The sequence below is a fragment of the Streptomyces sp. NPDC020845 genome (genome assembly GCF_044334165.1).
Classification (GTDB): domain Bacteria; phylum Actinomycetota; class Actinomycetes; order Streptomycetales; family Streptomycetaceae; genus Streptomyces.
In genome coordinates, this window is record NZ_JBIRSJ010000018.1 from 229,603 (window position 1) to 243,193 (window position 13,591).

Genomic DNA, 13,591 nt, shown 5'->3' on the forward strand with positions numbered 1-13,591 from the left:
CCATGCCATGATGAGATCTCCAGAACTGTCATTGCCCGACTCAAAAGCACTTCGGATTGCCCGCTCAGAATTGATCGTTCGAGTCATCAATTAAGGGTCCGGAATGCATGAATCTGGTCTTCGACCCGCGATAGGGGAATCAGTGTGCGGCGACCCATGCGACCTGCCTTACTAGACGGAGGGACCCTCGGAGAAAGCCTGACCCTGCTGGCGAAGGCCTCGCCGGACTCCCGCGCGAGATTTCCCACCGCAGGCGACGACATCACCGCGGCGGATCTCGATATCGCTTCCGCCGCCGCGGCGCACGAGTTTCTGCGCGCCGGGGTGCGGCCCGGTGACATCGTGGGTGTGCTGGTGCCCACCGCCGCCCGGTTCTTCACCACGGTCTTCGGCCTCTGGCGGGCCGGTGCGGCGATCAGTGTGCTGCCGGTCCAGGCCGGTTTCGGTGACCCGAGGGACACCGCGCGCCGCCTCGCGCGCATCGCGGACGTCGCGGGCCTGCGCCACCTCGTGCTGGACCCGGACTATGAAGAACTGGGCCACGAACTCACCACAATGGCCACCGGGGTGGCCCTGGTGCCCCCGCCGTCGCCGAACGGCACCGGCAGCCCGCTCACGCTGCCCACCGTCGATCCCGACTCGCTGGCCATCGTCCAGTTCACCTCCGGCAGCACCAGTCTGCCCAAGGGCGTGATGCTGCCGCATCGCACGACCATGGCCGGTCTGCGCGCCTGCGTGGTCTCGGGCGCCTTCAGCCCGGACGATGTGTTCGTCCAGTGGGTGCCGACCTTCCACGACATGGGTCTGATCGGCTTGCAGGCCCACTGGCTCAACGGGGCCGATGTCCACGCGTTCTCGCCGACCACCTTTCTCCGGCGGCCGGGCACGGTGCTCGAACACTTCGCCGCACACCGCGGAACGGTGATGACCGGGCCCAACTTCTCCTACGACTATCTGCTCGACCGCGTGCCGGCCGAGCGGCTTGCCGCGCTCGACCTGTCCAGCTGGCGGCTGGCGTTCAACGGCGCCGAACCGGTCAGCTCGGCCACCGTGCGGCGGTTCACCGAGGCACTGGCGCCCAGCGGCGTCAGCCCCTCGGTGATGTACCCGGTGTACGGCATGGCCGAGGCCACCTTGTCGATCAGTTACCCCACCCCCGGAGACACCCCGAAGATCCGTACGGTGGACCGCGACGAGCTCGCCACGACCGGTGTCGCGCGCACCGTCGACGAGGCGGCGACCGCGGCCAAGCCGGTGGTTTCGGTGGGCCACGCGGTGCACGGCATCGAGCTGCGGATCGTCGGTGACGACGGGGCGGTGGCGGCCGACGGGACGCTCGGCGAGATCCAGATCGCCGGGGAGCCGGTGACCACCGGCTACTTCCGCGCCCCCGAGGCGACACGCGAGGTGTTCGACCACGGCTGGCTGCGCACCGGCGACCTCGGCCTCCTGCTCGACGGCGAGCTGTACGTCACGGGGCGACGCAAGGAAATGGTCGTGGTGCACGGGCAGAACTTCTTCCCCGACGACGTGGAGAACGTCGCGCGCACCGTACCGGGCGTCTACCGCCACCGCTGCGTCGCCTTCTCCGACACCGATGCCGAGGGCGGCGAGCGGATCGGCGTCATCGTGGAGACCGATGCCGACCCCGCCCCGGTGCTCGCGGAGGTCCGCAGAAGGGTGGCGGCCGAGCTGGACCTGTCCCAGGTGCGGGTCTATGCGGTCAAACCCCGCTGGATCCCCCGCACCACCAGCGGAAAGTGGCAGCGCGTACTGGCCGCGCGGCGGGTGGCCGCCGCTGACGGCGACGGTGCAGTGGCGTACCCCGCCACCGGAAGTCCAGACCGAGGAGAACGGGTGTGAACAGCAGAACACAGTCGCCGGCCGGGGTCCCCCTGCTCGCGGACGACCGGATGCACAGCGCCCGGATATTCGCCGACTATCAGCACGCAACCTGGGAGCTGCACCACATCCCATGGGAGGAGTTCCGGCCCGATCTGGTGTTACCCGAGCACATCGTGTTCGCCAAGGGGGCCATCGTGGGCGAGTCGAACGTCATCGCCGCGACCCACGGCCTGCTCAACGAGTTCGCCATGGACTACGACTTCTCGCAGTTCGCCTGCATCTGGGGCTATCAGGAGATCCAGCACCACCTCGCCTTCCAGACCTGGCTGCAGCTGGCGGGCCATGGCATCGACCACCGGACGATCGCCTCGATGCGCGAGGCGTACCCACCGGGAGTCACCCGGGCGGCCACCCTGGCCACCAACGTCATCTGCGAGGTCCTTGCCACCCACGCGTACAAATGCGTGGCCCGCACCATGAAGGAGCCGGTCCTCGCGGCCATCCTGAAGAAGGCCAGCGGCGACGAGGCGCGCCACGCGCGCGAGTTCGTCCACTACACCGCGCAGCAGTTGGCCGCACGGCCACAGGAATGCGCGTCGGTCGTGGAAACCCTGTACATCTACATGGGCACCACCCGCGACTTGTACCGCCATCCGGTCAGCCGGTTCAAGGGAAACCTGCCCGAGCTGGAGAACCACGAGACCATCGACGAGATGTTCGCCTACTTCGCCGAGGTCGACGAGGACGGCAAAGAATGGGCGAAGTGCTGTGAGCAGCTGTTCAAGTACTTCTCCGCGCTCACCGGCCACAAGCTGACCAAGATGTCCGACGTGCGGCGGGCGATCGCCGAGGAGTCGCTGAACAGCAAGGTCCCCGCATGAGCACCGCACAGCACACCACCGGCGAGGCGATCGAACTCCCCTGGCACGCGGAGCCCTCCTTCAACTGCTTCGGCTGCTCGCCGCGCAACCCCATCGGGCTCAAGCTGCGTCTGAAGCGGCTGCCGAACGGGGACCACGCCGCCGAGACCACATTCTCGGAGAACTACGCCTCCTACCCCGGGATCGTGCACGGCGGCATTGTGAACGTGCTGCTGGACGAGGTGATGGGCGACACCCTCGCCCTGGTGCACGGCCTGCTCGCCTTCTCCGTGACCCTGCGCAGCAAGATGCTGTTGCCGCTCGCGGTGGGCGAACCGTATCTGACCGTCGCGCGGATCAGCGGCCGGGGCAACGGAGTGCTGCACACCCAAGCCGAGATCACCGGGTCCGACGGCGAACTGCACGCCATGGCCACCGGCACCTACCAGCCGATCCGCTCCGAACAAGCCAGGAAACTCATGCAGCTCGACGATGCCGCCTTCGGCCGCGTCCAGCACTACTTCGACCACGGTACGGGAGAGTCATGACCGCCGAACCCACCGGCCACGAGCCCACCCACGAGCCCACCAGCCGCGCGCAGATCGCCGCGGTCACCATCGAATATCTCGCCACCGAACTGGAGGTCTCCCCCGCCGAGATCGGCCTCACCGACCCCCTCAAGGCGCTGCCCGGCGCCGACTCGATGAAACTGCTGCGGGTGGTCTCCAAACTGGAGCGCCAGTGGGACATCGAGTTCGACGACCAGGCCGTCTTCGCCGCCGACACCGTCGAGGAACTGGTCACCCTGGTGCACACCTACGTCAGCGGGGAACTGACGACACCATGACCACCGTGACCCCCCAAGCGGCGTACCAGGCCACCAACCGGCACTATGAGCTGCCCGCTGAGCTGTTCGCCGGCTACCTCGACCGGCGGCTCAAGTACAGCTCCGGGCTGTACACCGACCAGAACACCGACCTCGACCAGGCACAGACCGACAAACTGCACTTCGTCGCGCGGCAACTCGGCCTCACCGGCGGTGAGCGGCTGCTCGACATCGGCTGCGGCTGGGGCAGCCTGATCCTGTTCATGGCCCAGGAGTACGGCTGCCACGCCACCGGTGTGACACCGTCCCGCCCCCAGCTCGAGTACATCCGGGCCCAGGCGGAGGCAACGGGCGTGGCGGACCTGATCACGCTGGAGCACGGCTCCTTCAGCGATATCGAGGTGGCCGGCCCGTATGACGCGATCACCATGCTCGGCTCGATCGTGCATATGCCGAACCGGACGGCGGTGCTGCGCAAGGTCCACGAACTGCTGCGCCGCGGCGGATCGCTGTATCTGTCGGAAAGCTGCTTCCGGAACCGCGCCGCCTACGAGGAGTTCTCGCGGCGGCCGGGCACCAAGCACGTCACCGAGGACATCTTCGGATTCGCCGATATGGTGCCGCTCTCCACGCTCGTGGAGGCGGTGGAGTCGGCCGGGTTCAGCCTCACCGCGCTCTCGGATCTCACCGCGCACTACCACCGCACCATCGAAGACTGGGAACAGCGGATCCACGCCGCGCGCGACCGCGTCGAACGGGCGGCACCGGGCATGAGCGAGCCGCTTGTCCGCTATCTCCGGACGGCCAACGCCGGCTGGGGCTACACCACCAAGCACTATGCGCTGAGCGCGCTGAAGTCCCGGATGGGCCCGACGGAGGCACCATGAGCGACACCGCCCCGCCCGAATCCCCTCCGGAACCGCTCCGGCGCTCCCTCGACCCCGCGGAGCTCGGGAAGCTGACCCGGAAGGCGGTGAGCCGCGCCGATACCCACCACTGGTCCATCGACGAGCTGCCCTGGACAACGCTGCGGCCGGAAGAACTCACCGAGACCGACCGCTCGGTCGTGCGGTTCATCACCTTCATCGAGGACCACATTCCCGGGTATCTCACCTACTTCCTGGATGCCTTCCCGGTGTCCGGTGCGGACCTGGCCATCGAGGAGTTCTGCTTCAACCGCGAGTACTTCCGGTTTCTGATTTCATGGGCGAACGAGGAGGAACGGCACGCCTCGGCCCTGACCAGATATCAAATCGAGGCCGGGATCAGCGACCCGGACACACTGCTCCGGGAGCTGGCCGAGGAAGGCAGAAAGAAGTTCTCACTGCCTTATGAGAGCCCGGTCCAGGCATTCACCTACACCCTGGTCCAGGAGAAGGCCACTCAACTCTTCTACCAGCGGTTCAAGGCGGTCGCCACCGAACCGGTGCTGCGGGAACTGCTCCACCGACTGGCCAGGGACGAGGCCCGGCACTTCGCGTTCTACACCGAAATCCTCACCGCCTACATCACGCGGCACGGACTCGGCGCGACGATACCGGACCTCAAAGACGTGCTCTCCACCTTCCGTATGCCCCTGGCGGACACGCTCAACGGATACTGGCGGTGGTCACTGCGCGTCGCGGACGCCGTGTCCTACAACCACACCGAGGCGTACGGTGCCCTGATCCGGCTCGTCAACAACTTCAGCACCACAAAAGGCAGCGCGTCGACAGCCGACCTGGCCGAGTTCATCCAGCGCATCCGTGCCGTCTGACCGCCGCGCACCGGTCACCGGGAGGCGTCGAGCCCCACCGTCGGCAGGTAGCGCGGCGCTCGCCAGGCGTGCAGCCGGTGCTCCACCGCCGCCCCCAGCGACAAGAGCCCCGCGTCCTGGTGGTCACCGGCCATCAGCAGCACGCCCACGGGCAGCTCGTCCACGAACCCGGCGGGCACCGACAAGGTCGGGTATCCGGACACGGCCGCGGGCGTTGACGACGGGATCACATCGTTGTCGCCCCGCGCACAGTCGGTCGTCCAGGCGGGCGGGTTCGTCGGGGCGGCGATGGCGTCCAGCCGATGGGCGGCCATGGTCTCGTCGATGGAACGCCGGGAAAGGTCCTTCAGCTCGGCGCGCATGGCCCGGTATCCCGGGTCGGTGGTGGGAGGTGCGGCAAGGGCCTGCTCGAACAGCTCCTGGCCGGCGAAGCAGGTCTGCTCCGCCGGATGGGTGCGGTTGAACTCGATCAGTTCGGCGAGGTTGCGCGGCCCGCCGCGGGTGGCGAGATAGGCATCGATGTCCCGGTGGAACTCGCTCAGCAGCGCCGGGAATTCGAGTTCGGCGAGGCGCTGCTGATACGGAGGTGTCACCTCGACGACCTCGGCCCCCGCGGTGCGCAGTCTTTCGGCGGTACGGGTCATCAGGGCGTCCACCTGTGGCCCGAGCGAGGGCAGCCGCCACAGGCCGATCCGTTTGCCGCGCAGACTGCTGGAGTGCGTCATCTCGTCCGCGAGGCCGCCCGGGCCGCCCGGGCCGACCGAGCCGCGCGGGCGGCCCAGGCCGCCCGGGCGTGAGGTGCCGCTGATCACGGACAGGGTGAGCGCGGTGTCGATCACATTGCGCGCCATGGGCCCCGCGGTGTCCTGCTCGGCGGAGATCGGGACCACTCCGGCCTGGCTGACCAGCCCGAGGCTGGGCTTGTGGCCGACCACCCCGTTCATCCCGGCCGGGCACACGATGGAACCGTCCGTCTCGGTGCCGATCGCCACCTGCGCCAACGACGCGGCGAGCGCGGCGCCCGAACCGGCGGAGGACCCGCACGGATTCCGGTCCAGCACGTAGGGGTTGTTGGTCTGCCCGCCCACCGCCGACCACCCTGATGTGGGCTTGGCCGCGCGGAAGTTCGCCCACTCGGACAGGTTGGTCTTGCCGAGGATCACCGCCCCCGCGTTCCGCAGCCGGGTCACCAGGGCGGCGTCCACGTCCGGCGGGCTGCCGGCCAGCGCCGGCGACCCGGCCGTCGTGGGCATATCGCGGGTGTTGACGTTGTCCTTGAGCAGGACGGGGATCCCATCGAGCGGGCCACGGGTGTCGCCGTTCCGATGCCTGACATCGCTCGCGGCCGCCTGCCGCAACGCCGTCGGATCGGTGCGCAACACCGCGTGGATCTTGGGGTCGATGGCCTTGATCCGCCGCAGGTAGGCGGTGGTCAGCGCCGTAGAGGTCAGCGAACCGTCCGCCATGCGCGCCTGTAATTCCGGGATCGTCACCGTGTCGAGGTCGACTCCCAGCCCCACGGACACACCGGTCGGCGGCGGCAGATCGACGCCGGCTTCGGCGGCTTCCGCACGCGGATTCGGCGCCCCGGCGCCGAGGGACGCCGCGACCAGGGCGGCGATCAGCGTGGCAGCGCTCCGTTTCCTCATGCTCCGCTTCCTCTTGACCCTCATGAGGATCAGCCGACTACAGGCCGACGGCCCGGCACAAGGGCCTTTCGCGCCGCCGCCCGAAACGTCACGTATCCACGGCCTCGCTAGTCGAGCCAGATGACCACGGCGTGCCCGTCGCGGGCCGCCGCCTGGAAGAACGGGACCAGCGCCTGGTAGTGGCCGGTCACATAGTCCAGCGACTCGTCGCCCACCCAGATGATGACGGGATAGATATCGGCCTGGACGAGATCATCCGGAGTGACCCCGCTGACCAGGGCCTCCGGAGGCATCGCGGCGAAGGCCTCAGCCGCCACCCGCACCCGCTCCGGCGTGAGATAGCGGGGCGGCCCGTAGCCCCAGTCGTCGGCCCCGGGGATTTCCTCCTCGCCGAAGACGACGTTCACGGGAAACGCGAGGCGGCTCAGCAGGAAGTCGAGGGCGTGCCAGGCCTTGTCGGTTTCGTGGCAGCGCGCCGGTGACGTCGTGGGCCCCTCGTCCAGCTCCGTGTCCATCAGCTCGCCGATGAACTCCCGGGCCCAGTCCGGGTCGCGTACCGCGCGCTCGAGTTCGGCCGGGGTCAGACGCGCGTACTCTCCGATCATGCTCATGGCCGGATGGTACGGATGGGCACTGACAGCGCGTCCCACCCCCGTGCTCCAGCGCGCACAGTTGGTGCGGGCCTCTCCCGGCCCCGACGGGCACACGGCATACTTGGGCCGCCCGCCCGCGCCCAGCCGGTCCGGCCCGCTCGATCCGCACTGACCAGGGGTTTCCGTGACAGCATCCGCATCCGTTACCGTCCCTGTGCCCGCGCTGCCCAGCGGCGTGGACCCGGCGTGGCTGCCGCCCGAGGTGTTCCGCCCGCTCGGTTCCCGGCGCACGCTGATCTTGGGAACAGGCCCACTGGTGGACACGGTGCACGGCGAAGTGGCGAGCGCCTGCGCACGGTTCGGCGGTGGGGTCGTACGGGATGCGCGGGCGCAGGGCGCGCCGTACGACCTGGTGCTGGAGCTCGGCCGGCAGGGCGAGGACGGGGACCGGCTCGGGGACGAGGGGTTCACGCTGGTGCGGGCCGAGGGCGTCACCCGGGTGACGGCCGCCGGTCAGGCCGGGCTGCTGTACGGGCTGTTCCACCTGGTACGGCTCGGCGAGGCGGCCTTCAGTGGCGAGCGGGCGCGCGAGACGCACCGGCCGGCGCTGGCCCTGCGGATGCTGGACCACTGGGACAACGTGGCGGTGCATCCGGTGATGGGCCAGGTCGAGCGGGGGTACTCGGGCGGTTCGTTGTTCTGGCGGGACGGTCTGGCCCGGGGCTCGCGGGACGAACTGGAGCGGGTGCGCTGCTACGGCAGACTGCTTGCCGCGTCCGGTATCAACGCGCTCACCGTGAACAACGTGAATGTGCACGAAACCGAGGCGCATCTGCTGACCGACCGCGTCGGTGAGGTGGCCGCGATCGCGGACGCGCTGCGCCCGTACGGAATACGGACGCATCTGTCCGTTTCCTTCGCCGCGCCCGTCGTGCTCGGCGGTCTGCCCACCGCCGATCCACTGGACGCCGCGGTGGCCGACTGGTGGGCGGAGACGACCGACCGGGTGTACGCGGCGATCCCCGACTTCGGCGGGTATGTGGTGAAGGCCGACTCCGAAGGCCAGCCCGGCCCGTTCACCTACGGCCGCAGCCACGCGGACGGCGCCAACATGCTGGCCGCGGCGCTCGCCCCGCACGGCGCCACGGTGCACTGGCGGGCCTTTGTCTACAACCACCGGCAGGACTGGCGGGACCGGTCGGTGGACCGGGCACGCGCGGCCTACGACCACTTCGCACCCCTGGACGGTCAGTTCGCGCCCAACGCGGTGCTCCAGGTGAAACACGGCCCGATGGACTTCCAGACGCGCGAGCCCGTCTCCCCGGTGATCGGCGCGCTGCCGAACACACGGCTGGCGGTGGAGATACAGGCCACCCAGGAGTACACCGGGCAGCAAAAGCATGTGTGCTGGCTCGGACCGATGTGGAGCGACGCACTGCGGTTCCGGCGGGGCGGGGAGGAAGGTCCGAGCGTCGGGGATCTGGCGCGCGGCGGCGGCCTGGTGGCGGTGTCGAGCGCCGGTGACGACCCGTTCTGGACCGGGCATCCGCTGGCGCAGGCCAACCTGTACGCGGTCGGCCGCCTGGCCTGGCAGCCCGACGCGGACCCGCGCGCGATCCTGCACGAGTGGATCGAGCTGTCCTTCGCCCCCGAGGAGACCGCCGATCCCGCCCGGCTGCGCAGCGGGCTGCGGGCCGTTCTGGACGGCTCCTGGCGGACGTACGAGAAGTACACGGCACCGCTCGGCATCGGCTTCATGGTGCAGCCCGGACACCACTACGGGCCGAGCGTGGACGGCTACGAGTACAGCCCTTGGGGCACGTACCACTTCGCCGACCGGGACGGGGTCGGCGTCGACCGCAGCCAGGCCACCGGCACCGGGTACGCGGGGCAGTACACGAAGCCGTGGGCGGAGACGTACGAATCGCCCGAGACCTGCCCGGACGAGCTGCTGCTCTTCTTCCACCATGTGCCGTACGGACATGTGCTGCACAGCGGCAAAACGGTGATCCAACACATCTACGACACACACTTCGAGGGCGTGGCGGAGGTCGAGGAGGCACGCCGGGTGTGGGCCGGGCTCGCGGATCTGGTGGATTCGGCACGCCACGCCCGGGTGGCGGAGCGCTACGAGGAGCAGCTTCGCAGCGCCCGGGAGTGGCGCGACCACATCAACACGTACTTCTTCCGGAAGTCCGGCGTACCGGACGCCCGCGGGCGCCGTATCTACTGAGCGCGTTGCCCGCGTTCACTCCGTGCCCTGAGCGGCCGGGTTGCCCTGATGGGTGAAAGCGGCCCAGAAGTGCACCTGGTCGAGGTCGATACGGGCGGCCTCGCCGCGTAGATCGTCATGGAGGGTGGACGGTGGCTCGCGGTGCGGGTCGAGCATCCACAGCTGGGCGGCGCGCAGCGCGTCCACCGGGGCGAGGCCGTGCGCGGTGACGAAGTCGTGGAAGACGGCCATCAGCACAGCCGTCGAGGCATCGCGGACGGCCCAGCGCGAGCCGATGACATCGGCCGCGCCGCGGGCGATCAGGGCGGTGGACAGGGTCAGCGCCTCGTCGTGGTTGCGGGTGCTCAGGTCCGTCTCGCAGGCGCTGAGCACCACCAGCGGGCCCGCGGCGTCCGGCGCTCCGGTGGCGGTGCCGTCCAGGATGCGGGCCACGGTCAGCCGTCCGGCGTCCTGGGGGCCGTCCGGCGGGGTGGCGAGCCAGAGGGCCGAGCGCGTGGGATACGGGCCGACCAGGGCGTGGCAGGAGATATGCAGAACGGCGACGGCCGGGGAGCTGCCGCCGGGCAGGACGGCGAGGATGTCCTCCGGGGTGCCCGGCGCGTCGCTGACGGCCGTGGGGAACTCGCCGTAGCAAAGGCCGTCCGGGTAGCAGGCAGCGCGCAGCGCCTCGGTCTCGATCTCGGCCCACAGGAGGGAGAGTTCGGGGTCGGCGACCAGGACCTGTCCGGCGGCGATGGGCAGCCGGTCCCGGGCCGCGGCCCGCAGGAACTCGGCTCCGGAGGGTGCGTAGCTGAGCACCGCTTCCTCGCAGGCGTACCGGTGCGCGCGCCCGGGGCGCCAGTGCGGGGTACGCGCCGCATGCCAGGCGACCGTGCCGAGCGCCCCGCACGGCACCAGGACGATCCGCGGCGGCCGGCCGAGCGGCCCCACGGCTGCCAGGACGGGGCCGATCGCGGCGGGCCAAGCCCAGTCGCACAGCTCGCGCAGCGCCGCCTCCCATTCCCGGTCCGGCGCCGCCTGCCCGCTCGGCTCGGCCGTGGCGTCGGCGGTGGCGGTGGCGGTGGCGGTGGCCTGGGAACGTCGGGCCGTGGCGTCGAGATAGCGCTCCAGCGGCGGGCTGCCGGTGTTCAGCAGTGGCAGCTTCAGGACAGCCGGCGGCGCGTTGCCGGTGTTGGGGCGGAGGATCAGCGCGAGACCGGACTGGGCGGATTCGAGCCCGGGGACGAGATAGACGAGCGCATCGGTGCCGGTGGCGGTGAGACCGGCCTTCAGCTCTACCAGGTCCGGGGGTTCGAGTGGTTTCCAGGCGGCGTCCGTGCCACTGCTCTCGCCCAGCGCGTCAAGTGCCCTGCGGCGCAGGGTGCCCGGGATCTGCTGCTCCGTGGACCAGCCCAGGAGCGGGGCCGCGGTACCGGGCGGGAGCCGGTCCGCGGCGGCCTCGGCGCGCCACTGCCGGGCCAGGTCCGGGTGGCCGCGGGCTTCGAGGAGCTCGGGGATACCGCGGGACGCGGCGGCGGCCCGCAGCACCAGGGCCCGGCCCCGTTCCAGTGCGTCCACCGCTTCGGCGGGACGGCCGTTCATGGTCGTCCAGTAGGCCAGCCACATTGCCTGCCACGCCCCGGTGCGGGCCACGGCCAGGCCGTGTTCGGAGCCGAGTTGGAGAAGGACGTCCGAGGCCAGCCGAGCCAGCTCCTCGCCCATGACAGCCAAGCAGGCATCCAGATCCGCCTGGGCGCTCGGACCGTGGCGGGCACAGCGCAGCCGGTAACCCTCGGCCAACTGTGCCAGGGCGTCGCCGATATGTGGCAAACCGCGCCCTGCGGCGATCAGTTCGCGGACCCGGGCCAGCTCCGTGATGCTCTGGTCGAGCAGGCCCGGGTCGTTGAGGTGGCGGGTCGCGTGCAGCAGGGCCCGGCCGAGTTGGCTCCGCAGCTGGAGTTCCTGGTGGGGGGTGGGCTGCGGTCCCTCGAGGATCCGATGAACCTCCGCGGCGGCCCGGTCGGCGGCCTCCCGGCTTGGATCGATCACGACCAGTTGGATCATCGCGTTGGCCCGTACGGCCGGGAAGTACGGTGCGAGCAGTCCGGCGATCTGCCGCTGGTCGGTCTCCACCACGTCCCGCAGGTACCGGGCCGAGGCGCGGAACTCGGCCAAATTCTGAGTGCGGGCGGCCTGTTCCCGATGGACCTCGGCCAGGATGACGGCGATGGCGAAGCGGTTTTCCTGCTCGGGCGGCAGGGTGGCGTACAGATCGGTCAGCTCCTCGATGAGGCGCGGCAGCACGGTGGGGTCGTCGCTGCGGCGGGCCAGGGCCAGCTCATGGTGGGCCGCGAAGACCATCGCGTTGACCATGTTCGTGGACGGCGGTGAGCCGTCGCGGCGGTAGGCGGCGCGCAACGCCCTGGCCATCGTCAAGGCGGCGTCGGCGGCCTCGAAACTGCCCCCGAACATCGCCGCCGAATGTATGCGCCCAGCCAGGGCGGCGGCGATGGCCTGCCTGGCGGGCGTGGCCTTCTCGCCTTCCCCGGACAACCCGTCGATCATCTCCTGGAGCCGGGCGGCGCCCCTCTCCAGCTGTGCCAGATCGCCGGTCTGCTGCACCCGTACCATATCGATCAGACTGGTCAGCCACTGTTCCAAGGTGACCTGGCCCGGCCGGCCGGAACGGCCGACCGGCTCGGGGTCCGGCTCCGACACGGCCTCGTCCACCTCGTCGAAGTCCATCGTGTCGGGTACGAAGAGGTTGGCCTGCAGCAGCAGGGCGGCATGCAGCTTGGCCATGCGGCCCCGTTCGGGCACGCCCGTCGGCAACTCCCCCAGGGCACCCCGGACGGTGTCCGCGCTGCGACGGGCGCCCTCGGCCAGTGCCCGAGGGTCGCCCTCCCCCGATCTGAGCTTGGCCAGCAGCTCGCGCAGCGGTGCGAAGACCGGTTGGTCCAGGCCCAGGGCCGCCACTTCCTCGTCGGCCTTCTCGGTGGAGATCCTGAGTTGGTACACGGCGTAGGACAGCCACACCAGGAGACCCGTGAACCGCGGGATGTCCTCCAAGGCCCAGACGAGCACGCCCTGGACGGCGTCGGCCAACGGATCATCGGCGCTTTCCAGGGGAGCTGTACCGGTCGGCTCCGTCGCGTTCTCCTCGTGCGGTGCCACCGCCTCGGACAGTGTCAGCTTGATCTCCGACGTAACGGACCCGAGCAGTCCGATCAGCTCCGGATCCTTCGGGGCCTCCAAGAGGCGCCCGAGAACATGTGTGGCCTCCGCCAGTTCGTCCCGCGTGGCTGCGGTCAGCGGCTGCGGGCCGGAGGCGCGAGGTGACGGCTCCTGTCGGGGGCCTTGGCGCGAGGCGCGCATGGCTCGCGTGTAGTGCTCCGGGACGAGCAGCCAGAGCAGTGCTTTGCGGGCTTGCACCGCGAGCGGGTCGGTGAGCGGCCTGGTGCGGTCGGCCCAGCGCAGGTGAGACAGGGCATGCTCCCGTGCGGCTCGGGCCGCGTCGCGCTGTTGGCCCGGCCCACGGTTGTCGAGCCAGACACACATCAGGATCCCCAGCGAAGGGACGATGCCGTCCCGGAGCGGTTCGTCCGCGGGCAACAGTTTTTCGATGGCGGCGAGATGCTGGATCGTCTGCCACAGCGCGGCGCTCCGCGCCGGGTCGTCCGCCGGGCGGCGCATCACCTCGTTGGCCTGGCGGGTGGCGATGTCGGCCCAGGCGCGCAACACCGGCGCCCTGTCCCCGCTGTCGTTGTGCTCCTTGTCCACCCAGCGCTCCCCCGTGTCCGATGGCCGCACGCCCCGGCGGGTCGGGCCGGCAGCCATCGCCGACTGCCGC

The 13,591-nt window shown here is 70.1% G+C and carries 10 protein-coding genes; 7 read left to right on the forward strand and 3 right to left on the reverse strand.

Annotation, left to right across the window (positions count from 1 at the left end; translation table 11 throughout):
- Positions 1-156 precede the first annotated feature (156 nt).
- Genes ACH4U7_RS40930 through ACH4U7_RS40955 form a run of 6 tightly spaced genes read left to right on the forward strand, consistent with a single transcriptional unit; the run spans position 157 to position 5,287 of the window.
- Positions 157-1,863, forward strand: a complete 1,707-nt coding sequence (locus ACH4U7_RS40930) for an AMP-binding protein (protein WP_398532852.1) — start codon at positions 157-159, stop codon at positions 1,861-1,863.
- Positions 1,860-2,726: a ferritin-like domain-containing protein gene (locus ACH4U7_RS40935; protein WP_398532853.1), complete on the forward strand. Its 867-nt coding sequence runs from the start codon at positions 1,860-1,862 to the stop codon at positions 2,724-2,726. The genes ACH4U7_RS40930 and ACH4U7_RS40935 overlap by 4 nt, the downstream gene beginning before the upstream one ends.
- Entirely contained in the window at positions 2,723-3,253 is a 531-nt protein-coding gene (locus tag ACH4U7_RS40940; RefSeq protein ID WP_398532854.1) for a PaaI family thioesterase, read from the forward strand. The genes ACH4U7_RS40935 and ACH4U7_RS40940 overlap by 4 nt, the downstream gene beginning before the upstream one ends.
- A complete protein-coding gene (locus tag ACH4U7_RS40945; RefSeq protein ID WP_398532855.1) occupies positions 3,250-3,552 on the forward strand; it encodes an acyl carrier protein in 303 nt (100 codons plus the stop codon). Before ACH4U7_RS40940 ends, ACH4U7_RS40945 begins: the two co-directional genes overlap by 4 nt.
- Positions 3,549-4,418, forward strand: coding sequence for an SAM-dependent methyltransferase (locus ACH4U7_RS40950; protein WP_398532856.1), 870 nt, complete (start codon positions 3,549-3,551; stop codon positions 4,416-4,418). The genes ACH4U7_RS40945 and ACH4U7_RS40950 overlap by 4 nt, the downstream gene beginning before the upstream one ends.
- Complete coding sequence (locus ACH4U7_RS40955) at positions 4,415-5,287, forward strand: acyl-ACP desaturase (protein WP_398532857.1); 873 nt, start codon at positions 4,415-4,417, stop codon at positions 5,285-5,287. The genes ACH4U7_RS40950 and ACH4U7_RS40955 overlap by 4 nt, the downstream gene beginning before the upstream one ends.
- A gap of 14 nt (positions 5,288-5,301) precedes the next feature.
- Here the strand turns inward: ACH4U7_RS40955 and ACH4U7_RS40960 are convergent, their stop codons facing one another.
- Both ACH4U7_RS40960 and ACH4U7_RS40965 read right to left on the reverse strand, forming a co-directional pair.
- Positions 5,302-6,936, reverse strand: a complete 1,635-nt coding sequence (locus ACH4U7_RS40960; protein ID WP_398532858.1) for an amidase family protein — start codon at positions 6,934-6,936, stop codon at positions 5,302-5,304.
- Positions 6,937-7,043: 107 nt separating this feature from the next.
- A complete protein-coding gene (locus ACH4U7_RS40965; RefSeq protein ID WP_398532859.1) occupies positions 7,044-7,547 on the reverse strand; it encodes a YfbM family protein in 504 nt (167 codons plus the stop codon).
- A 166-nt stretch (positions 7,548-7,713) separates the two neighbouring features.
- Between ACH4U7_RS40965 and ACH4U7_RS40970 the strand changes: the two genes are divergently transcribed.
- Positions 7,714-9,762, forward strand: a complete 2,049-nt coding sequence (locus ACH4U7_RS40970; RefSeq protein ID WP_398532860.1) for an alpha-glucuronidase — start codon at positions 7,714-7,716, stop codon at positions 9,760-9,762.
- Between the two features lie 15 nt (positions 9,763-9,777).
- Here ACH4U7_RS40970 and ACH4U7_RS40975 read toward each other — a convergent pair whose 3' ends face one another.
- Positions 9,778-13,521: a CHAT domain-containing protein gene (locus ACH4U7_RS40975; protein WP_398532861.1), complete on the reverse strand. Its 3,744-nt coding sequence runs from the start codon at positions 13,519-13,521 to the stop codon at positions 9,778-9,780.
- Between the last annotated feature and the right edge of the window lie 70 nt (positions 13,522-13,591).